The organism is Lachnotalea glycerini (assembly GCF_003201285.1).
Lineage (GTDB): Bacteria > Bacillota > Clostridia > Lachnospirales > Lachnospiraceae > Lachnotalea > Lachnotalea glycerini.
This window is the reverse complement of record NZ_QICS01000004.1, coordinates 224,870-248,698: the sequence shown is the minus strand read 5'-3', so window position 1 is coordinate 248,698 and position 23,829 is coordinate 224,870. Positions and strand designations below refer to the sequence as shown.

The 23,829-nt window shown below is 35.7% G+C and carries 20 protein-coding genes; 4 read left to right on the top strand and 16 right to left on the bottom strand.

Features of this window, described 5'->3' with window-relative positions:
- Positions 1-14: 14 nt before the first annotated feature.
- From C8E03_RS10815 to C8E03_RS10800, 4 genes are read right to left on the bottom strand one after another with little or no spacing between them, the layout of a single operon-like run.
- Complete coding sequence (locus C8E03_RS10815) at positions 15-2,420, bottom strand: glycoside hydrolase family 31 protein (protein WP_110291052.1); 2,406 nt, start codon at positions 2,418-2,420, stop codon at positions 15-17.
- Between the two features lie 19 nt (positions 2,421-2,439).
- The gene (locus tag C8E03_RS10810; RefSeq protein WP_094378470.1) at positions 2,440-3,327 is read right to left on the bottom strand and encodes a carbohydrate ABC transporter permease; all 888 of its coding nucleotides are present in this window, start codon (positions 3,325-3,327) and stop codon (positions 2,440-2,442) included.
- A gap of 10 nt (positions 3,328-3,337) precedes the next feature.
- Complete coding sequence (locus tag C8E03_RS10805) at positions 3,338-4,228, bottom strand: ABC transporter permease (RefSeq protein ID WP_094378471.1); 891 nt, start codon at positions 4,226-4,228, stop codon at positions 3,338-3,340.
- Between the two features lie 21 nt (positions 4,229-4,249).
- Positions 4,250-5,977: an extracellular solute-binding protein gene (locus tag C8E03_RS10800; protein ID WP_110291051.1), complete on the bottom strand. Its 1,728-nt coding sequence runs from the start codon at positions 5,975-5,977 to the stop codon at positions 4,250-4,252.
- 261 nt (positions 5,978-6,238) lie between these two features.
- Here C8E03_RS10800 and C8E03_RS10795 point away from each other — a divergent pair, with 261 nt between their 5' ends.
- Positions 6,239-7,261, top strand: coding sequence for a LacI family DNA-binding transcriptional regulator (locus C8E03_RS10795; RefSeq protein ID WP_094378473.1), 1,023 nt, complete (start codon positions 6,239-6,241; stop codon positions 7,259-7,261).
- Positions 7,262-7,358: 97 nt separating this feature from the next.
- Here the strand turns inward: C8E03_RS10795 and C8E03_RS10790 are convergent, their stop codons facing one another.
- The 5 genes from C8E03_RS10790 to C8E03_RS10770 form a co-directional block, all read right to left on the bottom strand.
- Positions 7,359-9,113: an ABC transporter ATP-binding protein gene (locus C8E03_RS10790; RefSeq protein ID WP_094378474.1), complete on the bottom strand. Its 1,755-nt coding sequence runs from the start codon at positions 9,111-9,113 to the stop codon at positions 7,359-7,361.
- Between the two features lies 1 nt (position 9,114).
- Entirely contained in the window at positions 9,115-9,909 is a 795-nt protein-coding gene (locus C8E03_RS10785) for an ABC transporter ATP-binding protein (protein WP_094378475.1), read from the bottom strand.
- A 39-nt stretch (positions 9,910-9,948) separates the two neighbouring features.
- A complete protein-coding gene (locus C8E03_RS10780) occupies positions 9,949-10,959 on the bottom strand; it encodes a FecCD family ABC transporter permease (protein ID WP_094378476.1) in 1,011 nt (336 codons plus the stop codon).
- Positions 10,956-11,990: a FecCD family ABC transporter permease gene (locus tag C8E03_RS10775; protein WP_110291050.1), complete on the bottom strand. Its 1,035-nt coding sequence runs from the start codon at positions 11,988-11,990 to the stop codon at positions 10,956-10,958. Before C8E03_RS10775 ends, C8E03_RS10780 begins: the two co-directional genes overlap by 4 nt.
- Before the next feature lie 85 nt (positions 11,991-12,075).
- On the bottom strand, positions 12,076-13,080 hold the full coding sequence (locus C8E03_RS10770) for an ABC transporter substrate-binding protein (protein ID WP_110291049.1): 1,005 nt from the start codon (positions 13,078-13,080) through the stop codon (positions 12,076-12,078).
- 319 nt (positions 13,081-13,399) lie between these two features.
- Between C8E03_RS10770 and C8E03_RS10765 the strand changes: the two genes are divergently transcribed.
- On the top strand, positions 13,400-14,371 hold the full coding sequence (locus C8E03_RS10765; protein WP_110291048.1) for a helix-turn-helix transcriptional regulator: 972 nt from the start codon (positions 13,400-13,402) through the stop codon (positions 14,369-14,371).
- Here C8E03_RS10765 and C8E03_RS10760 read toward each other — a convergent pair.
- The 5 genes from C8E03_RS10760 to C8E03_RS10740 all read right to left on the bottom strand — a co-directional run bounded on the left by C8E03_RS10760 (position 14,366) and on the right by C8E03_RS10740 (position 19,959).
- Positions 14,366-15,925 (bottom strand): ABC transporter ATP-binding protein, encoded by a 1,560-nt coding sequence (locus C8E03_RS10760; RefSeq protein ID WP_110291047.1) that lies wholly within the window; start codon positions 15,923-15,925, stop codon positions 14,366-14,368. The two genes, C8E03_RS10765 and C8E03_RS10760, sit on opposite strands and share 6 nt — an antisense overlap.
- Complete coding sequence (locus C8E03_RS10755) at positions 15,915-16,751, bottom strand: ABC transporter permease (RefSeq protein WP_094378483.1); 837 nt, start codon at positions 16,749-16,751, stop codon at positions 15,915-15,917. Before C8E03_RS10755 ends, C8E03_RS10760 begins: the two co-directional genes overlap by 11 nt.
- A 3-nt stretch (positions 16,752-16,754) precedes the next feature.
- Positions 16,755-17,678 (bottom strand): ABC transporter permease, encoded by a 924-nt coding sequence (locus C8E03_RS10750; protein WP_110291046.1) that lies wholly within the window; start codon positions 17,676-17,678, stop codon positions 16,755-16,757.
- A 59-nt stretch (positions 17,679-17,737) separates the two neighbouring features.
- On the bottom strand, positions 17,738-19,273 hold the full coding sequence (locus tag C8E03_RS10745; protein ID WP_110291045.1) for an ABC transporter substrate-binding protein: 1,536 nt from the start codon (positions 19,271-19,273) through the stop codon (positions 17,738-17,740).
- 134 nt (positions 19,274-19,407) lie between these two features.
- Entirely contained in the window at positions 19,408-19,959 is a 552-nt protein-coding gene (locus C8E03_RS10740) for an HXXEE domain-containing protein (protein ID WP_094378488.1), read from the bottom strand.
- A 134-nt stretch (positions 19,960-20,093) separates the two neighbouring features.
- Between C8E03_RS10740 and C8E03_RS10735 the strand changes: the two genes are divergently transcribed.
- Together C8E03_RS10735 and C8E03_RS10730 are read left to right on the top strand one after the other, a co-directional pair.
- Positions 20,094-20,657 carry a TetR/AcrR family transcriptional regulator gene (locus C8E03_RS10735; RefSeq protein WP_110291044.1) on the top strand — a complete coding sequence of 188 codons (564 nt, stop codon included), beginning with the start codon at positions 20,094-20,096 and terminating at the stop codon, positions 20,655-20,657.
- 438 nt (positions 20,658-21,095) lie between these two features.
- Positions 21,096-22,766, top strand: a complete 1,671-nt coding sequence (locus tag C8E03_RS10730) for a carbohydrate-binding protein (RefSeq protein ID WP_110291043.1) — start codon at positions 21,096-21,098, stop codon at positions 22,764-22,766.
- Positions 22,767-22,941: 175 nt separating this feature from the next.
- Here the strand turns inward: C8E03_RS10730 and C8E03_RS10725 are convergent, their stop codons facing one another.
- On the bottom strand, positions 22,942-23,295 hold the full coding sequence (locus C8E03_RS10725) for a hypothetical protein (RefSeq protein WP_094378496.1): 354 nt from the start codon (positions 23,293-23,295) through the stop codon (positions 22,942-22,944).
- A complete protein-coding gene (locus C8E03_RS10720; RefSeq protein WP_094378498.1) occupies positions 23,296-23,772 on the bottom strand; it encodes a helix-turn-helix domain-containing protein in 477 nt (158 codons plus the stop codon).
- Positions 23,773-23,829 lie beyond the last annotated feature (57 nt).

Below are 23,829 nucleotides of genomic sequence, written 5' to 3'. Positions count from 1 at the left end.
TCCTCCTTTTTATATTAATCAGCCGGTTCATTCTCCTGTGCCAGCAAGACTTCACTAATAGCTCCATATAAATCTGCATTCACTGACAAAGTCTGCATTGAGCTTAAAACACTCTTTGCAGAATCTTGTTGCACCCAATCGTAAATTATTTCCTTAAAATAGAAATCAATCTCTGCACGATCTAATATCTGAAAACACAACTCCTTCACATGATTTTGTGCTAATTGCATACCAGTGGTAAACTTTATTTTTATTTGCTCCATCACAAAAGGAATTTCTTTGATTCGAATTTCGTTTTGTATTGAATCATATTGGTAATTCAGCTCCTGCTGTTTCATATTGCAAATCATCAGAATTTTTCCTGGATTTTTAAAGCCTTTCATTCTGATCTGATATTTTCTGTCTTTTGGTAATAAATTAATGTCCCCTTTTGGTTTCTGTATGATGAATTCTCCCTCTTTTTTATAATCTAATATCAATTTGGTTATTACAAAATGACCCTGACCATAATCCATACTAACTCCATCATCTTCATACAGCATAAACTCACCAGCCGCACCGGCAGCCACACAGATTTCTATGCTTTTAGGATTTGAAGTATCGTTGACCCTCTCACCTTCCACCGCTAACGGCACAATAGCTCCGGCTTTCATAAGCACCGGTATACTCATTTTATCTCTATATAAATTCATTCTGCGTTTCCCTTGATAAATCACACCGGTAAAGAAATCAATATATAAGTCCTCCGGAAGCCAAAAGCTCACTTTTGCTACTTTAATCTCTTCACTCACCACGGATGTAATCGGTAATACAATCAATTCAGAACCAAAAAAATATTCATTTGGGCTATGGTATGCGGCTGTTTCTTCAGGATACTCATAATACATGGGAATTATTAGTGGAATTGCGCAAGTATGCGTCCTGTAATTCATGGAATATAAATATGGAATCAGGCTGTGACGTAATTTCATGTACTGACTCATGATTTTTTCTGTCTCAACTGAGTAATTCCAAGGTTCTTTATGATTAAATGCACCAGCCGAGCTATGCAAACGTAAAATCGGAGAAAATACGCCAAACTGCAGCCATCGAATTTGAAGCTCTTCATTATATTTTCCCATCATATGTCCTCCAATGTCGTGACTCCACCAGCAATATCCAACATTAGAAGCAGTCGCTGTAAAATATGGCTGAAAATCCAAAGAGTCCCATGATATGATAGAATCTCCCGAAAACCCAACCGGATATCTATGACTTCCAATTCCTGCAAATCGGGATAAAATAAGAGGACGTTCTTTCCCCTTACTATGGTCCAGAAAATGATAATGATTTAATACCCATAGAGGATCCAACCCCGGCAGTTTGGTTGTTTCTCCCTGCTGCCAATCAATCCACCAAAAGTCTACTCCTTCTTTTTCCAATGGATAATGAAGATATTTAAAATATGCTTCCAAAAATTTTGAATCTGCAGCATCAAAATCGACTGTTTGTTTTTTATTCACATCATAGCCCAAGCTTTTTGCAATTATTTCATATTGTTCTTCATAAGGTCGAACTCCCTGCGCCGGATGAACATTCAGCGTAATCCTCAGTTTCTTGTCATGAAGCCACCGAAGCAATTTCTCTGGATTTGGAAACAATTCCTTATTCCATGTATAACCAGTCCAGCCACTTTCATACTCCGGTTTTACCTCTGTGATATGCCAATCCATATCGATCACCACCACAGACAGCGGTATTTTCTTTTTTTCAAAGGTAGTGACAAGCTGCCTGTATTCCTCTTGCGTATATTTATGATATCTGCTCCACCAATTCCCAAATGCATATCTTGGAAGGAGCGGAGGCATTTGGGTCAAACGATAAAAATCTCTGATACACTCCTGATAAGAATGCCCGTACCCAAAGAAATAACAATCAATATGATTCTGCGGACGTTGCTGTAATTCTCCCTCTTCATTAATCAGATAACTTTCACTATCTTCTATCATAGTAAACCCTTCTCGTGATATCACCCCTTCCCCTAATTTCGTACTCCCGTTCACTGCATCTAAGGTTCTGATTGTTCCTTTTAACGTCTGACATAAATCACCATAATGCCAGCATTGTGCTGCCAGATGCTTGTTTGGAAATATTTGAATTTTTAGAGATTCTTTTGAAAACATATCACCTTTTAGATAGTCTAATTGCAGACTTTTAGTTCGTATCGTGATTGAGTCTGCATCTTGCACCGTTTCATATTCCGTTTTAGGGAAATCCCGAAACCAAATCGTTTGAGATGGTAAATCTACAAATTCGTTTCTCTCATGATATTCCATTCGTATTAATCGTTCAGTCAGTATGGTAAAGCGGTAATTTTCACCCTGAACTATATTTAAGACATTACTTGTAGATACCGTATTAATATGATAGATTTCTTTCATGTATTTTTCTCCAAAATTATTATTCTTTTACTGCTCCTACAACAAGACCTGTTGTAAAATATTTCTGTAATAACGGATATATGATAAGTAATGGAATCACCGAAATGACAATTTTAGCAGAGTTAAGTGTTCTTGTTGAAACCATCAGGTATTGCTTTAATTTTTCAATATCCGTTACTTTCGATAAATCAAAGGTGGCTGAAATCAACTGAATGTAAGTCTGCAATGGGTAATTGGATGTTTTGGAAATATACAAGATTCCGCTAAAATAATCATTCCAATGCCCTACGATGCAAAAAAGGCAAATAGTTGCAATACATGGCTTTGAAGCCGGCAAAAATATATAAGTCAATATTTGCACTGGATTTGCTCCATCAATCTCAGCCGCTTCCTCTAATGATTTTGGCACACTTCGAAAGAAGTTCATTAGCAAGATAACATTACCAACTCCAACCGCTTGAGGAAGTACCAATGACCAGATAGAATTGAGTAATCCGAGTTTATTTACTATCATAAACAATGGAACCATGCCACCATTAAACAACATCGCAAACAAAACAAATTTAATATAAATACCCTGCGCATAAAATTCTCTTCTATTCTTGGATAACGGATAAGCCATTGTAACAACCAAGGCTATATTCAAAGCTGTTCCTAAAATGACACGCACTACAGATATCATAAAAGACCGCCAAAATTGATGATCATCTAAAATTTTGCGATACGCATTTACGGTAAAGTCTACCGGCAGAATACCAACTTTACCCGCTGTTGCCGCAGCACTGCTGCTAAAGGATGTAGCTACAACATTCATTAGTGGAAGCAAGCATAACAGCATGAGTATAAATGTTACGATATCTATCAAAATATCAGATGTATGTAGTCTTTTTCTTTTTTTTAACTTCATTTTGCTCCTCCTAAAACATGGTACGATCCGAGTGAGTCGTAACTAATTTATTTGCAATCGCTATTAATAATGCACCAATCACCGATTTTATCAAACCCACTGCGGTAGCAAGACTATATTGTCTCTGTAACATACCTACACGATAAATGTAGGTATCAATGATATCTCCCGATTCATATACCAATGGGTTATAGAGATTAAAGATCTGATCAAAACCTGCATTCAAAATATTAGGAAGACTCATTGTAGTCATAATAAGAATAATCGGTAAAATCCCCGGTAAAGTGATATGAAGTAATCGTCGCCAACGGTTTGCCCCATCAATTGCTGCTGCTTCATATAAACCAGGATCTATGCCTGTTAAAGCAGCAAGATAAATAATAGATCCATACCCAAACTCTTTCCAGCTTTCTGTAAAAATCATAATCGGTCGAAACCACTTATTACTTCCCATAAACATAATTGGATCGAACGATAATAAGGATCGTAATGAATTGATTGGACCATCATATGCAAATATATATTGTACGACAGCAGCCAAGACAACCCATGATAAAAAATGTGGTAAATACACAATTGTTTGAACTGTTTTCTTAAATACCTTTCTACTGATTTCATTTAGCAGTAAAGCAAAGCATACCGGAACAATAATTCCCAGAAGCATTTTTCCAAAAGCAATTATAATTGTGTTTAGGAATATTTGTTTACTGTCTGGTATTGTAAATATAAACTTAAAATTATCCCAGTTGACCCATTTTGATTTTAAAATGCCTTTTGCCGGAATATAATTTTGAAAAGCCATAATAATACCAAACATGGGAACAAAAGAAAATATAATCAAAAATATCATTCCGGGAAGCATCAAAGCATGATAATATATTTGTTTTTTCCACCTACGCATCTTAATTTACCCGCCTTATATTTACTTAATTGCTTCATTTACTTCTTTTGTAATCTGTTCTCCACCGGCTTTCATCCATTCATCTACAAAAGTATCAAAGTAATCTATATTTTTTTCATTCGTCAATATTTTTAGCATTGCTTCTTTTTCCAGCTTTTCAAGACTAGACCACTTAAGGGGCATTGAATCCGTTTGATCAAAAAATACTGGCTGTATTACATTTACGGGAGTATCATGCATCAGCTTGCTTGATACCAAACGAGCATTGTAGTTTAACCAATCTGTTGACTCTGGCTTTTCTCCTTTATCAAGGGCTTCCTGATACTTTTGACAAGATTGAAACAATGTATTCTCATACATAATCATATTCTTCGAATCCCGTTTTCCTTCTATTGCTTCACTGATATGCTCATAAGCCAATGAAGCAGCTTCATAATAATCAAATCCTCCAATCGGATCGACTCCGTATGCATGATTTACATATTCAAGGTATTCTTTGGCTATATCACTGGTATCCGTATAGCAGGAGGTTCCCTGATTATAATCCAAAGAAATATTAACAGCCTTCACTAACAATTCCGGATGCTCATAACCTTTTCTTACAACTTTATAATGTTGATTAGGATCTCCTGCAAACATCGTTACTTTTCCATCTGCGCCTGCGGGTACAATATATGCTCTCCAATCGGCCTCATTATTTAATGTATAAGATGCTTCCAGTGTATAGGGTGCCCACCAGCCGCAAAATAAAGCACCACATTGCCCTGATGTTACTAATGCCGTAATATCATCAGTAGCTCTGATGGCAACCTGTTGATCGATTAAGCCTTTCTTATACCAGTCTGCCAGTACCTGTAAGCCTTGCTTCATTTGAGGCTGTACCGATCCATATACTGCATTTCCATCTTTATCCTCAATCCACTGCTTTGGACATGCTCCATAATATGTAAAAATATTATTAGCCTGATAAGCCTGTGCATATCCGCCATAATAAATATCTGGATTAAGTACAAGACCTACTGTTTTTCCGGCACCGTTGTTCCCCGGATCTTTGTCAACAAATTCCTGTAAAATATGTTCAATATCATCTATTGTTTTAGGCTCATCAAGGTTCAATTGATCCATCCAATCCCCTCTTAACCATAGCATTTCCTGTCCTGCCGATATTGATGTTATCGGAATTGCATACAATTTGCCATCAAAGGTTGCCATATCAAGAGACTTATTATCATTGGATGCATAAATATCTCTCATCAGATCACTGGCACAATTGTTATAGCATTCTGTAAGATCTTCAATCATATCATTAGCAATTAATTCCTTTAACGTTTTATAATCAACGTTCATAATATCCGGAATTTCCTGAGATGTTATTGCCATAGATACTTTCTGGTCATAATCATCACCATCAACAGCTTCAAAAACATCCTTATTCTGAATGTTTAATTTGTTCTTATACAATCTGGTATATCCGTTGTTTTCAGCGTTGTCATCACTGCCACTTGGATAAGTAACACTTGCATTTACCTGCAGACCAATGCTGTAGGTGACTTCTTCTGGATATGGTTCATATGGAGTTGTTCTTGCCAATTCCCATGAATCTGTTGAGTTTGATTCTAAAGTCTCATTCCTAACCCCGGTTTCCTGAGTTGCGTTATCTTTTTTTAGTGAGCATCCTGTAAATAAATTCATAGTGAAACAAATTGTGATCGTCATTAAGAGACATTGATGAATAATTTTTCTTAGCATATATTTATCCTCCCCTATAAGCCATAAATAGATTTAACGTTAAACTCTATTTATAATATAATACTTATTCATATATCAGTCAATTCGTTTTTTAATATTATATTATTTTTTGGTTATATTGTCGATTGATAATAAAAATTATCTGTGTTAAACTTATGTTAAACCAATATTTTCTACAAATTAGAAATTTTTTGTTCTGCAAAATAAGGTGATTAAGTTTATCGATAAACTATCAAACCAAACGAGAAAGGATATACTTTAATGGCTACATTAAAAGATATTGCAAAAGAAGCTGGTGTCAGTATTATGACCGTATCGAATGTTATTAATGGAAAGTATTCGAAAGTGTCGAGCAAGACTATAACACTCATTCAAGAACTGGTAAAAAAATATAACTATGTACCAAATCTTAGTGCCCGAAGTCTTTCTATGAAGTCTTCCAAACTGATTGCTGTATTTATCAATACTTACGAAGTAAAACAAAACCTCTTTAAAGACCCCTACATCAGCGAATTATTTGGTGAATTGGAATCTTTGATTCGTCAATACGGATATTATGCAATCATTAGGTCCATTGAAACAATAGAAAATGTATCTACAATTTTACAGAACTGGAATGTAGATGGTGCCATATTTATATCACAGCAAACAGAAGAAGAAATGAATCAAATTCTCAAAAATAGTAAATGTCCGATTGTTTTCATCGATAGTTATAATAAAACCAATCCTAAGGCTATTATGGTTGGCGTTGATGATTATAAAGGAGGTTATATTGCTACAAAATATCTTATTTCAAACGGTCACACAAACATTGCTTTTGCTGGTTGCTATAGTGAAACCAATGCAATTGTGAGCCATAGATATCAGGGATATCGTAAAGCACTCAAAGAATCTGGCATCCCTTATAATGAGAAAAATTTGATTAACACTTTCACTCGTTATGAGGATGGAGTCAACATCGGCCGCGATATTGCAAATCGTAAGTATAACATTTCTGCAGTATTTGCAGCCGCTGACCTTTTTGCATTAGGTCTTATTGAGGGTGCAAGAATTAACGGCTGTGTTGTACCCAACGATTTATCCGTTATCGGATTTGATAATCTGGATCTTTGTTCTTTGGTCACTCCAAAATTAACTACGGTTTCCCAGAATGTAAAAAAGAAAGCAGAGTCGGCAGTTAATTTATTATTGAATGCAATCAAGGAGCTTCCTATTCCTTCTCAGAGCATAACTCTAGATGTTCAATTAGAGGTTCGTCAGACAGTTCAAAAATTGTCGAACTAGTATGACAGTAGCAGTCTGTCGAACCAGTATGTCATTCCCTCTAATATTGCAAAAGGACCGCTTAATTATATAAGCTGTCCTTTTCAACTTGTTTCGATTAATAGCACAAAGAATGTTTGTTTTGCATTTTATCTAATGATTTCGGATATAACTTAGCATAGATACCGTTTTTATTAAGAAGCTCTTCATGGGTTCCCATTTCAGCAATCTCACATTGATCAAGTACGACAATTTTATCCACTTTTTTAACAGTCGATAACCGATGCGCAATGATAATTGTTGTTCTATTTCTACTAAGCTTTTCTAATGCTTCCTGTATTTCCTGTTCCGTTTTGGTATCCAGTGAAGATGTAGCCTCATCTAAGATTAAAATCGGAGTATCTCTAAGTATAGCTCTTGCAATGGATATTCTTTGTTTCTGACCTCCTGAAAGGCGAGTTCCTCTCTCTCCAATTACCGTATCATAACCTTGTTCTAAATCAATAATAAATTCATGGGCTTTTGCTGCTTTTGCTGCTCTTTCAATTTCCTCTTTACTTGCATGTTCATAACCATATGCAATATTATCATACACCGTACCATGAAATAAAAAAGTGTCCTGCAATACCATACTAATATTATCTCTAAGGCTTCTAAGTGATACCTCTTTTATATCATACCCATCTATATATATTTTTCCTTTTATAGGATCATAGAATCGATTTAAAAGGCTGCTTATGGTAGTTTTGCCTACTCCTGTTGTTCCTACAAAGGCAACGCTTTGACCAGCAGAAATTGTTAAGTTAATATGTTTTAGTATTGGTATATCTTCATTATAATGGAAAGAAATATTATTTAATTCAATATTGCCTTTAATATTTTCCATTCCTGTCGGATTATTTATTTCTTTCACTGCGGATTGTTCTTCTAACACCTCAAATACTCTCTCACAGCCAGCTATTGCATTATTAATTTGTTCATTCACACCAGAAAGATTATTGATTGGCTGATAAAATAAGTTTAAATAGGTTATAAAACCGACGATATCTGCAACAGAAACTTCTCCAATGGAATTTAAATATCCCCCATAAATAATAACAATAACTGAACCAATCGAACTTAGAAAAGTAATGGAAGGATGAAATATCTCGCTTGATTTGGTTGCTCTTAAAAATACATTGGTTTGCTTTTTCGCTAAGTTCCCAATCTTTTTTGCTTCATATTCTTGTTTATTAAAAATTTGTATTTCCTTTATCCCTGATAAATTATCTTGTAATGATCCACTGAGTTCACCAATCGTTTCCTGATTTTCTCTCCACAAAGGTAAAACATATTTAGAATACGTCATATTTGCATACATTAAAAATGGTATTGATATTAAGCTTGCAAGTGCCAATTTAACATCAATATAAAACAACATGATGGCTACACCCAAAAACATAAGTGCGTTCACGATCAGATCCGGTATTACGTGAGCTATCAGTAATTCTGCATTTACAACATCATTTAATATTCTACTTACAATTTGCCCAGTCTGCTTATCATTAAAGTAACCCAAAGAAAGATTTTGTACTTTATCATATAATTTTTTCCTTGTATCTGCAACATAATGATAAGCGCCATAATGAGTAAAATAACCTTTCAGAAACGAGCATATTCCTCGAATGATATAAGTGAATAATAAAATGGATCCCATATAAAAAGATTTCTTCACAATATCCCTATCACCATTCGTCGCTAATTCGGTAAACTCTTTTAACACCCACGGTGAATAAAGCTGTAAAATGGTTGAAATGGATACCGCAAGCATGCCAATCAATATGTAAATCCAATACTTTTTTGCATCTTTTATTACTTTTATGCATGTATTCATTTCAACTTACTCCTCTCAATAATTTATATGTGATACAAATCGGACGGCCTGTTTCACTTTCTTCTACTATTTTGGCATCAATATTAAATACTTCTTTTAAAACATGCGATGTCATCACTTCCATCGGATTTCCTGCTTTAATTATATTTCCCTTGGAAATTGCTATCATATGATCCGAAAATCGGGCTGCTAAATTTAAGTCATGCAATACCATTACAATGGTACATCCTTGATTACGATTTAAATCATATAATAATTCTAAAATTTCAAGCTGATGAGACATATCTAAATATGTAGTCGGTTCATCTAATAAAATTTGATCCGCTTTCTGTGCCAGTGCCATGGCTATCCATACCCTTTGTCTTTGACCGCCTGATAACGTATCTACTTCTCTATCCTTATACTCATCCAATTTTGTTACATGGATTGCCCACTCTACAATTTTTTTATCTTCATCCGTTAGCTTACCAAAACCTTTTTGATGAGGAAATCTTCCATATGCTACTAATTGGCCTACGGTTAAACCACTAGGCGCTGTAGGTGTCTGTGGCAAAATAGCCATTTTTTTTGCGACCTCTTTGGTTGTCAGCTTTTTAATATCTTCACCATTCAAATACACCGTACCTTGTTTCGGTTTTAAAACACGCCCTACTGCTTTTAGTACCGTGGATTTACCGCATCCATTTGCTCCAATAATGGATGTAATTTTTCCATGAGGAACTTTCATATTTAATTGTTTTACAATTAACGCCTCCTCATAGGCGATATCTAATTTATCTGTCATGATACTATTCATATATTACCTCCGATTTGTTGATTTGCTGTAATTGCATCCTCATGATTTGCTAAGTAAATATAAAAAATAAGGTATACTTAACACAGTAATAATAATACCTGTTGGTATATCTGCACCAAAACTTATCGTTCTTGTAATGGTATCTGCCAACAATACAACAATTGCTCCGCAAAAACCGGAAGCTGGAATTAATAACTTATGATTTGGTCCAACTAATTTTCTTGACATATGAGGGCATATCATTCCAACAAAAAAGAAATTACCACCTAGCGCCACGCTGCCAGAAGACAATGCAATTGCAGCAACAAGTAATCCTGTAAATTCCTTTTTTACTGCTAACCCAAGGCCTATCGCTGTTTGATTGCCAAGATGCAGGGTATTAATCATTCGGGATTTATAAAATGCATAGCCCACAAACAGCAACGTCCATGGTGCTAAAATTTTTAAGTAATCCCAATGATCCCCCCATAGACTTCCTGCGCTCCACCTTTGGGCAAATTCCATCTGCGTTTTATCCAGCTTAAGTGTAATCATTAATGATAGTGCACTATATCCATTGCCCAATGCAACACCCGTTAATATTAGACTCGTGGGTGAAATATCCCGTCCTCGCCGATAGGATAATATGAAAATCAATATTGCCGCTGTAATACCTCCTGCAAATGCTAATAACGGCAATAGATATTTTGATGAAGCTCCACTGGTTGAAAACATCACTACATATACCAAGACAAGTAAGCCTGATCCCGAACTGATTCCCAAGGTTCCCGGACTAGCCATATCATTTCTAAGCAGACTTTGCATAATAATACCCGATACTCCCATACCAATACCTACTAAAATGGCCAATGTAATTCTTGGTAATCGAAAATCAAAAACAATAAGATTTTGCTTCTTAGTACCGTTTCCAACTATTGTTTGGAACACTTCCATTGGAGACAGATTCATTTTTCCAACATACATACTAAAAACACCGATTAAAATACAAAGTAAGAACATAACTGCAATAATCATGATGCCATTTTTCATCGTATATCTTTGCTTTTTCATTCAAACTCCCTCCTCTGTTTTCTAGCAATATAAAGAAAGAAGGGTACTCCAATTACTGCAAAAATAATACCAAGAGGAGTTTCAAATGGTTTATTAATGAATCGTCCAAATATATCAGCCCCAACTAAAAAAACAGCTCCATACAGGGCACAGCTTGGAATGATATAGCGATAATCCACACCTACGAAAAAGCGCATGATATGAGGAACTAAAAGACCTACAAATCCAATAGGACCAACAATAACCACAGACACACCCGTTAATAGAAAAACAACAACTGTTGAGATTCCTTTCACCAAATTCGTTTTAATACCAAGCCCTGTTGCTACTTCTTCACCCAAACTAAGAACTGTGATAGATGGTGAAAACGTTACTGCGATTGCTACACTTAATAAATATACTGGTGCCGTCATAGCAAGTTCCCTCCATTTTGCACTGGCCGTTCCGCCTGCTGTCCAATAAGTTAAATCCTGTCCTATGTTATATTTTATTGCAATATAAGAGGTAAGTGCACTAAATAGCATAGAAATAGACAGCCCTGCCAATACCAGTTTTTGAGGTGACATACTTTTTTTACCCACACTAGCAAAAAAGTATGTCATAAAAGTTGCCAAGGCAGCTCCAAGGCAAGTATATAACATGGTTTCACCATAGGTTCTACCAGGAAAAAAAGCGAGACAAATTGCCATAGCAAAGGTAGCTCCTGAACTAATCCCCATAAGCCCTGAGTCTGCCAGCGGGTTTCTTGTCGTTCCTTGCATAATCGCTCCGGCTACTGCCAGACTGCTTCCTACAATTATGTCAGCAACTGTTCTTGGAAAGCGAAGGGTGCGAATGATTTGATGCTCCATTATAGTTTCATTAAATTGAAATACAGCACCCCAGGCTACCTTTAAATTCATGTCAGCAGCACCATAGGATATGGAACAAAAAAAGGATATCGCCAAGAAACAAATTCCTAATAACATATAGAGTGAAAACTTAATTTTACGCTTTTTATTACGTTTTGTTATATCTCTTTTTACTATCATTTAGAAATCCTCTTTGTGAAGTCAATGACATTGGATGAAGGCTTTGAAAATGTTCCAGTGTCATGACCTCCTTTTGTATTTTGTCTTATTTATTTTCAACGACATCATTTAGTTTATCTATAATATAATCCATTTGTGCAGACATACTAGCAACATCTGAAAAATAGAATAAACCAAGAAATGATGCAGGTATTTCTATTATATTTCCTTCTTTCACTGCAGGAATATTGTTCCATATTTCAGTTTGCGCATATTCTGATTCATTTTCGTCAACTAAGAACCATAATACATAGTCTCCAAAATAATCAGCGGCTACTTCATAGGATACGGAACCTCTTCCTTCCCCTGAGTCCTCAATCAGTTTCGTTAAACTTTCTGGTTGCTTCAAATTAAGATAATGATGGAGCAGGGTACCACCTCTAGAATCCGATTCATAATAGATCCCATAGGAATTGCTTCCCCAGTCTGATAAAATACTAAATGTTTTTTCCGAAAACTCCGCTGATGTAAGTAATTCTTTCGCTTCTTCTAATTTCTGTTCAAATGTGCTTATAGCCTCTTTCGCTTCTGCCTCATGTCCCGTTACTTCACCTAAAAATTCGATACGCTCTACAGATGTCACAGATTCAGGAACTACGATAACAGGGGCAATCTGAGAAAACTTATCAAAATCTTCCTGATCATACGTTATAATTAAATCTGGTTCATATGTTAATATCTCTTCCTTGTCCCAAGTCTCAATAGCCGGTATCTCTTTTACCATATCATAAAACGGCATAGATTCTTGTATCCAACCATATATTGCAACAGGCTTAATCCCTAATGTGACAACGTCGCCAAGATACCAATTCACAACAATCCTTTGAGGATTAACCGGTACTTCCACATCCCCCATAACGGTTGATACAATCTTACTAGTTCCTTGTTCTATATCCTTATCTTCGGTTGAATCTGTACTTGTTTGTGTTGTAACTTCCGTATTAGTTTGTGTTGAATTTACACTTTCTTTCTGGCAGCCTGTTAACCCCATTCCCCCTAATAAAACGACACAGCTCATGATTAGATATCTTTTCATTAAATTACTTTTCATATGTTTCCTCCTGTAATATGTAATCAATATAAATATGATCGAATGCTAATTCTGATTTATTTGGTTAGCATTGACTAACTCGGAAAGTATATCATTGCAGTGTTTCACTGTCAATAGAAGAAAAAAGCGAAGCAGATGTTGATCTGAGCCATAAATACATACACTCGCCATTTTTAATAGCTTTTTCTATCACTTCTCTTTATTTTATTGTTCATTTTGGTGTAGTATTGTCCAATTTAGGAATCGTTTTATTTGATTATAAAATTTATATATGTTATGATTCATTCGATTATATTGATTAAATGTTAGGAGAATTGTTATGCATACAGATGAGTATAGGAATGGATTCGAATCAATGGCATTGCATTTTAATATGACAGAGCGTAAAATGGGTAACGGAAAATCCTTTTATTTTGGAACGAAAAGCAGTGATGGTTGGATTACTCAAATTCAACCGTCGACCGGACTTTTCGTTTCAAGCATGTGGTTTACACCAACTAAAACACTGACTTACACAATGAATATTGATCGCCCATGCTTCTTAATCTGGTGTGTGGATTGTGGTGACGTAACTTTCACCCAAAAGGGAGTCAAAGCATATCATCTTAGCCCCATTAATCACATCATTACCAATCCTTTAAAACCTTATAAAATAACATTTCCAGCACATATTCATACCTGTTGCACTTGTATTCTTGTATTTGAGGAATATTTATACAGATTATTAAATACTCATATAACTGACTGTGAAGATTTCATCGGTAAGTTAAAATCACATAGCAATTATATTTGTAATACGCCTGATATCACACTGGTTCTTGAGCAAACGAAGTGGGCAGCAAGAAATGGTATTCTTCCTTTGTTTAACTATGAGTGTAAGATAGGTGAATTATTTACTATATTGTATAAAAATATGCAATTTATATCGACTATCCATTTTAATCGAAGATACCATATAACCTGGGAGAATGAACAAAAATTATGGAATATAAAAGCTATTCTTGACAAAGATATATTACAGACTCCTACTGTTGAAAGCTTAGCTTTATCCGAGGCTTTCAGCGTAAGCAAATTACATCGTTGCTTTAAACAATATTTCGGAATGACAATAAATCATTATATTAGAGTAGAAAAGATGAAAAGGGCTTTGTTGATGCTTGCAAGTGACGAATTCAGCATTAAAAACATTGCTCATATGTGTGGATATGATAGTCCAAGTAAGTTTACTGAATCTTTTAAAGAAATACATCATATTACACCCAGCCAATACAGAAAAGCTCATTACTTATAAAAACACAGAAATCAGTTGTTTTGTATACTCTTCTTTTGGTTGTTCTATCAAATTTTGCGTTAGTCCCTCTTCTATGCATTTTCCGTTTTTCATGACCATAATTCTTTTACACATATGAGTGACTAAGGCTATATCATGGGAAACAAAAATAATTGCCAACTTTCTTTCTTTTGAAAGTCTAAGTAAAAGCTGAATGATTTCCGCCTGCACCGAAACATCCAGTGCACTTGTAATTTCATCACAAAGTAATATCTCTGGTTGTACTGCAATTGCTCGTGCTATGGCAGCACGCTGGCATTGGCCTCCACTTAGTTTTCTTGGATAGCGATTTGCCAAGGTTTGATCTAAGCCTACCAAATCCATTAGCTCACTTATTTTCTCTTCCCGCGATTGCCGGCTTTTCATCCCACACAGATTTTTGAGACTTTCACTGATTGCCTGTTTGATTTTATGTTTTGGATTAAAAGAATCCACTGCATTTTGAAACACCATCTGGATATTACGTAAATCTTCTTTTTTTCTCTTGCCTAACATATCTTTTTCTCTACATGTCATAACGCCAAGGGATGCTTTTTCTAATCCAGCAATTAATTTTAATAAGGTACTTTTTCCACTTCCACTTTCACCTACAATACCAAGTATTTCTCCAGATTTCAACTGTAAATCTATCTGGCTGACTGCCTGCAACACACCAGTATGATTATGAAATTCTTTACAAATCTTATCTAATACAAGCATAGGATTTTCAGTATTTTCACATTCCTCTACATACCTGATATTAATTTGCGGTACCGCCTGTAAAAGTGACTTGGTATATTTCTCTTTCGGATTTGCTATAACATCTTTTACCAATCCCATTTCAACAATTTTTCCCTGCTTCATAATAGCTATGGAATCCGCTATTTTGGATACTACATGCATATCGTGTGTAACAAGAATAATCGACATATGAAATTCATCACGAAGTCGAATCAGTTCATCCATGACCAACGATTTTGACATACTGTCCAATGCACTTGTTGGCTCGTCTGCCAGTAATATTTCTGGCTCTAACATAACTGCCAGGGCAATAGCTATTCTCTGATTCATACCACCACTCATTTCATAAGGATAACTGTCAAGGATTCTCTTTGCATCGCTCAAGCTTAATTTTTGAAAAACAGAAAAAATTTGTTCTTCAAATTGATCTTTGTTATATTTTCCATGACTTTTTAAGGTTTCTATAAACTGATTGCGAAACTTACGAATAGGATTAAAAGAGGCTTTTGGATTTTGAAAAATCATTCCAATCTTTCGGCCTCGCAAGATTCTTAAGTCTTTTGTTGAACAATTGCTTATTTCTGTATTTTTCAGACAAATACTTCCCTGATTGATTGTCATATCCGAAGATGAAATTGGAAGAATAGCTTTTAAGAGTGTACTTTTTCCGCTTCCGCTCTCTCCTGCAATTCCAAGAATTTCTCCTTGTTTGAGTTCTAAATTTACATCTTCAACAACTGCTTTTTTCCCGTAGCTTACGTACAAATTAAAAATTGATAAAACACTATTCTCCATCTTCTGTTTTCCTTATCCCCATATAATCACTTAGTGCCTCTCCAAATAAATTAAATATAACTACAGTAAGAAACAATGCCAATCCTGGAGCTAACACAGCCCAAGGTGCCTGTTGCATATAAGATAGTCCTTCACTTACCATAGACCCCCATTCTGCTTTAGGCACCTGTACGCCTAGTCCTAAATAAGACAAACCAGCAAATCCAAGCATGACTGACCCAATCTGAATAGAAGCATTTACTATCAATTCTCCAACCAGATTTGGAAGTACATGAACGAACATAATTCTTGTATTCGAATTTCCACCTAGTCTTGCAGCATAAATAAATTCTTCATTTTTTAGCGAAAGTACCTTTCCTCTTGCCAGTCTGGCGTACAAAGTCCAACCTGCAATTCCCAGAGCAATCATCGCATTAATCATGCTTCCTCCAAGAATTCCTGCCACGGCAATTGCAAGTACCATTTGTGGAAATGCAAGCATAATATCTGCGATACGCATAATAATAAAATCCCAAATTCCACCATAATACCCCGCTAGTATACCTAGAAACGTTCCAAGTACCATAGTAATGAGAACCAGAATCAGTGAAGATAAAATGGTAGTTTTGGCTCCTGCTAAAACTCTGGAATAAATACACCTTCCCAGCCTATCCGTTCCAAAAGGAAAATGCGAACTTGGGGCGGCCATCATATAGCCAGCATTTGTCTTATTTGGGTCATTTGCCAGAAAAAGAGTATCGCACAAACTTAATAATATCAGAGAAAAAAGAAAAAAGAATAATACAAGAAGCTTTCTCTTTTTCCTATTGTTTTGTAAGTGAAACATATTCTACTCCTTTACCCTTGGGTCTAAAAAATGATAACTAATATCTACCAATAGATTAACAATTATATAAATGCCTGTCATTATCATGACAAATCCCTGAATAACTGGATAATCTCTTGCCTGAATAGAATCCATAACCAGTTTACCAATTCCCGGCCACATAAATATACGTTCTGTCACAACACTACCTCCTAACAAGGTACCTATTGCAAGTCCTAAAACGGTTGTAATGGATATCATAGAATTATGTAACACATTTTTAAATAAAATATAAATTTCTTTCATCCCGCGGGCTCTGGCTGCTGCCACATAAGGTTGTTCCAACTGCTCAAGCACTGCAGCTCTTGTTTGTGTGATTAACCGACTCATAAATGGTATGGAGAGCGATAATGTTGGGAGAAATAGCCCCTGTGCATTTCCCTTTGCAATGATTGGAAATAAATTTGTCTGAATGCAAAAAAAGTATATCAAAGCAACTGCAACCAAAAAGTTAGCTAAAGAATTGCCTGCAAAACAAAATACTTTAATAATAGAATCCGGCAACTTGTCCTTTTTCACTGCTGCATAGATTCCTAACGGTATAGAAATGACTACAGAAAGTAAAAACGAACTAAAAGCTAGTATCCCTGTATATTTCATACCTTTTGTAAGCTTTACGATAACAGGACTTCCATCCTTATAGGAAACACCCAGATCACCTTGAAGCATATTCAAAAACCAATCTTTATACTGAACCAAAAACGGTCTGTTAAGACCCATTTCTTCTCTGGTCTGTTCCAGCACATCACTGGTTACTGCTGTTTGGGCGGTGAGCTTTCGCTGGGCAGGATCCCCTGGTGCAAGATATAATAGTAAAAAGGAGAGAAAAGTGATACCAATCATGATCGGTATCAGATACAGTAATCTTTTCAAGATATAAAATTTCATTGTAAACTCCATTTCATTTAGAACACAACCCCAAGCTGGCTCTGCTCTTTTACTTATGATTACTCCATATTTGTTTCTGCATTCAGGAAGTAGAAATCAAATGGACTATTTTCATTCACATTGGATACCCCTGTTACCATAGCTGTTGTTTTATTAAACAAGGCTATATACCCAAATGCATTTTCATCGATAGCAATCTGAATAATTTGATTTGCCAGCTCTGCACGCTTCTCCACATCTGCTTCATACTGCAATTCTTCAATTAAATGTTGCGCTTCTTGATTTGAAAAACCACCGCAGTTATAGGGCGCATCCTGTGCCAATGTGCAACTGATAAAATAATAAGGGTCACCAGCTTTATCTGCAATCATACAGTATAATCCAATATCAAAATCTCCTGTTTGAATATAGGTAGCGTCAGGATCTTCTTCCAAAGTAAGTTCTGCCTTGATTCCAATTTCTTTCAATTGTTCTTGCATTAAAGCAGCTACTGTATCCAGACTTCTGGCTGCATAATAAGCAACATTCACAGTCAAAACCTGTCCATCTTTTTCATAATATCCCGAGCTATTTAAAATATAACCTTCTTCTTCCAAAAGTAGTTTTGCTGCATTGATATCTACTGAATCTTTGGTTACCTGTCCATATGCAGCTTTACTGCTAAAAGGCCCAACTGTTGCTGATACAGAACCATTTAAATACTTTTCTATATCAGATGAATCTACGGTTAAGTTAATAGCCTTTCTCACGCTATCACTTAATCTGTTTTGATTTAAAATATAAAACTGAAGTCTGGTAGCTGATACTGTTGACAATTGGTATCGATCCTGTTCTTGCTCCAATGTTTTTGCTGCATCTGCTGTAACACTTGTATAAGTATCAATCTCCCCATTTTGCATTGCAAGTAAAGAAGTGCTTGATTCTGGCATGTAGTAGAATTCTGCGCCATCTAATTGCACCGCTCCATCCCAGTATTGCTGATTTTTTTCTACTGTAATCGTCCCACCTGGTTCAAACGTGGATACAACAAATGGACCAGTTGCAACTAACTGCGTAGCCATATCACCACTTTCATCTAAGTCAACAATTGCAAGTTCCGGGCTTGCTAAATCATTTAATAAAGTTGGATACGGTTCTCCTGTTACTATCTTAAATGTCTTATCATCAACCACTTCATACGTATACTTGGTAAAATAAGTAAATCTGGCATTCATCGTTCCTGCTTTTTGTAAATTACGAATTACCATTTCAGACGTAACAGGAGTTCCATTTGAAAAACTAGCTGCCTCTTTTATGGTAATCGTCCATACATTGCCTTCTACTTCTGTGTTTTCTGCAAGAACAGGTACAACTGCGGACTGCTCATTTATTTGAAACAACGACTGCGTCAATCCATAAATAGATGTATACCAACCCTGATAATCCTGATGAGGATTCAGATTTTCAATTGAAAATGCCTCCGATACCTTAAGAATTTTAGTTTCAGGTGTTTCTGTAGTCTCTGCAATTTTCACCTTTTCTTTGCCTCCACAACCTATCAAAGAAAAAATTCCTGCAACAAACAGTAGCCCTAATAATAAAATACGCTTTTTCATACTTAACTCCTTCGTTTATTTTCTAAAAGTATACGTATTCAAGCATATCTTTACAAGCCTCCGGGGGGGTAATTTTTCTTACGCCACCATAGAGCGAAGTATCCCCTTAGCGGCTAGAGGGTACTGTTTATAGTTTATTCTTTCGTTTGTGTTTTCGAATATTTTTGAAGCCATTTAGACCACAAGCCCATGGCTTTGTGTAGCATCGGTATCAAAATGATGATCAAAATAATTCCCAACAAGCAGGATAGCAGAATTGTTCTCATATCATAGCGTATAATCGTTTGAGCTAAATATAAGATCCAGACATTCGGCAGTATAAAAATAATCGATGTGATTACTCCTGGCACATAGTTTCTAAATCGGATACAAAGCAACATATGGACAAAAACCAGATGTAACGTAATCCCTAAGAAACCACTATACCAAAGAAAATAACTTTGAAATATAACGGAAAACAAACTGATCAGCGAAAAGAGTAAAAACTCAACTTCTACTGCGATGGAAATACCTGGTGTTTTGTAAAAGTGCATATTATTTAATCCAAATGGTTGCCTATTAGGCCAAACTTCGCTGATCTCTTTTCTATAGCGACATCCCCAAACCTCTGCCATAATAATTTCTTCAAAATCGTGGATCATAAAAATAACTGGAAACATCCATACGATAAAATTCATAGTAAACATAAAATTGTCCTCCTTCTATTGTCACACTTGTGTCGATCGGCAATATCTATTATAATAGTTGACGTAATGAAGTCAATCATTTCGATATAATAGCTACACATTAGAAAAAATGTGACGATAGGGGAGGAATTATTATGTCCTGTAAAAATAAAGGAAATCCAGTGTCTAACAAGTCAAAACTGTGGATGGAAAACACCCTGCTTAAATTAATGCAGACAGAAAATTATCAAGAAATAACGATACAAGAGATTACGGATTATGCTGGGCTTTCCAGACGAACATTTTATCGTAATTACTCATCAAAAGATGAAATTATTGAAGGCTGCTTCTATAAAATATGGTTAGAATATAGAGCACTTATCATACAACAAGCAGACTTAACTTTGCCCAATATTGCTAGAGTATTTTTTACAGTGATGTTAAGGCATTTAGACTTTCTCTCACTCGTAAACCGCCATCAACTACTCCCACTTTTTCTCACAAAGGTTGATGCGCTTTTGCCACCCGCTTTTGACGTGGTAAAGGGAGATAGTACGCCTTTTTCCAAAGAAAGTATTCAGTATGCTTTAGCATTTAGTTCTGGCGGGTTTATGCGCATCCTTATTCTTTGGCTAAACGACAGCGTGCAGAAATCACCAGAAGAAATGGCTGTAATCGTAGAAGATTTTATTTCAATCTGTAATTATACGAATAGATAGAATTCCATTCAGCGTAACTGCTTGTTCGGGTGAAAGTGACTGATGTAAAATAGTGTAAAATTATGTCGAGGAATAATTCTTTTTAATTTGTAAAAATTATGATATGATTATGTTTATAGACTAATATTTACCGAGATATTGTCGAAATTTGTCACAATACAGCAAAAAGGGGTGCAAAAGATCAGTTTGATTTTTTTAGAATAGATGAGCTGTTATTTCATAATTAACAGGTTGTTCATAATACTCTAAAAATTTACAAACTAATGTAAAAAGGAGGGTGGGGGCTATGATAGATGTTAGCCTGAATCTTTAAGACAGGGTTCAGTGCTAAAAGACAAATAGGGGGGTTACGAAAAAGCGACTGGGTATTATACTGATTTCCCCGTATAAAGCAAAAGTATAGTATAAACAGATAGAATATTAATGGGAGGGCTAACTATGTTAAAAAGTATAAAAAAACAAATTAGTATATTATTAATCTGCATCATTACATTATCACTAATATTTGAAGTACCTATTTCTGAGGTTTCAGCTGCCGGAAGTGCGACAATAAATCTGGCGGGTACAAAGCAGAAAATAACCGGATTTGGTGCATCAAGTGCCTGGTGCGGCACTATCAATGATACCGTAATGAATTCTCTTTATAGTGATCTTGGATACAGCATCTTAAGACTGCGTATTGAAGAAGGAATAGGTGACAAATGGAAATCAGGTAACTACAGTGCATGGGCATCCGAGCTTTCAAATGCCAAAAAGGCAAGTGCAAATGGAGCTATCGTATTTGCTTCACCATGGAATCCTCCTGCCTATATGCAGGAAAGCTTTACTAAGAGCGGTGATTCTGATGCGAAACGTCTCAAATACGATAAATATGATGAATATGTACAATATCTCAATGCTTACGTTAAATACATGAAAGATAATGGTGTCAATCTTTATGCTATTTCTGTACAAAATGAACCAGATTATGCGAATGATTGGACATGGTGGACTTCGCAGGAAATGCTCAACTTTATGAAAAATAATGCTGGATCAATTAATTGTAAGGTAATGGCACCTGAGTCATTTCAATACCGTAAAGATATGTCCAATCCTATTTTAAATGATTCTGCGGCTCTTAATAATTTGGATGTGTTAGGTCTTCATCTTTATGGCACTCAGCTTAGTGAATTTTCTTATCCTCTTTTCCAACAAAAGGCAGCTGGAAAAGAACTCTGGATGACAGAACATTATTATGATAATGACAATACGGACAACCTGATGAAAATGGGTAAAGAAATTCATGATTGTATGGTAACAGGAAACATGAATGCTTATGTATATTGGTGGATAACCTGGCCCAATGGTTTGGCTTCTTCCTCAGGTACAATCTATAAGAGAGCATATGTACTTGGTCAATTTGCAAAATTTATTCGCCCTGGTTACAATAGAGTTGATGCAACAGCGAATCCAAATACAAATGTTTATGTTTCGGCCTATACAGGTGACAATAAGGCGGTTATAGTCGCAGTCAATACAGGTACCTCTGCGGTAAGCCAAAAGTTTAACATACAGAATGGATCAGTATCAAAACTATCTACATATACAACCAGCAGCAGCCAAAGTATGGCATCCGGCTCATCCATTAATGTATCAGGAGGCTCATTTGATGCACAGCTTCCGGCTCAAAGTATTACCACCTTTGTAGGTGACTTGGGAGAAATCACCTCTACGGATTCAGTCGATGCATATTCAAGGATAGAAGCAGAGAACTATGACAACCAGTCGGGAACTCAAAACGTTAATTGCTCTGAAGGTGGAGAGTACGTAGGATATATAGAGAATGGTGATTACACTGTTTATAAAAACGTTAATTTTGACAGTAATGCGACAAGCTTCCAGGCTAGAGTATCCAGTGCCACCAACGGAGGTAATATTGAACTAAGACTTGACAGCATTACCGGATCCTTAGTTGGAACATGCTCAATTTCAGGAACCAATGGTTGGGAGAATTGGGTTAATGTAACGTGTAATGTCAGCGGCGCAAGTGGAAAACATGACTTATACCTAAAATATACAGGGCAAAATGGATACCTGTTCAATATTAACTGGTTTAACTTTGGAAAATAAATAATTTGATAAGAATAGATGGACAGTGTAAGGAAGAAGTGCTAATAAAATAGGAGATCTTAATTTACTGTTTCATCCAAAATATAATAAAGCAGGGAGAATTATCGCTTGATAGCTGGTAGCTCCCTGTTTTAGCGCTATTAAATGCTGCTACTTTGCTGATTTCAAAACAAATCTATCCATTGAAAGACACTCCCTTGACAGAAGAAATTCGTATCAACTTATTCACTGTTTTTCTTGTGCTCTCAATTCTAATTAAGGCCCATTTTTCATCAACATCTAAAAGGATAAATTTATTTTTGTTAGTGTTGACCATGTCTAAATCTTCTTCATCTTCATAAAAGTCAAATATTACTTCTTTTCCAACATATGGAGTCAATATCATCTTCATATCGTCTTTCATACTACTTCTTACCTGAGAATCATCATTTTCACGTCTTTCCATTCGCTTCTGCTTGGTTGACAAGCTACTAACTTGTAAAAAGGCAAGGAAACCTAAAAAGGCCCATATTCCATATATATATTCCATTTACGAATCCTCCTCATCTACAATTTCAAAGGACAGTATTGACGAAAGCGCAATAATCTTTTTTCGTTCTTCCTTCTTTTTCATAATTATTACCCTTATCCAATTTCCTTCAAAGCCCTCAACTTTACAGATTACATTTGATGCATCCATATCCTCTTCATTATCATAAAAGGACATGCGAACTGTTTTTCTTTCCAATGTAGTGAGCAATCTCGTAACAGAAGTGAACGAAGCTAGATTACCTTTATTTTCATTGATGGGATCTTCATTCCTCATGTTGGAATCTGTCATTAAAAGATAGTCACATGATACATGAAGGATTTCAGCGATATCTACTACTTTCTCTATATCAGGATAAGCCACTCCGGATTCCCAGCGGGATACTGTCTGTCTTGTTACTGACATTTTTTCTGCCAGCTCTACTTGTGTGATTCCTTGTTCACGTCTTGCTTGGGATATTTTAATACCTATTTCCATTTCGGTACCCCTTTCGTTTTGTTGCTATTAGTATATATCAACAGCCAACTACAAACA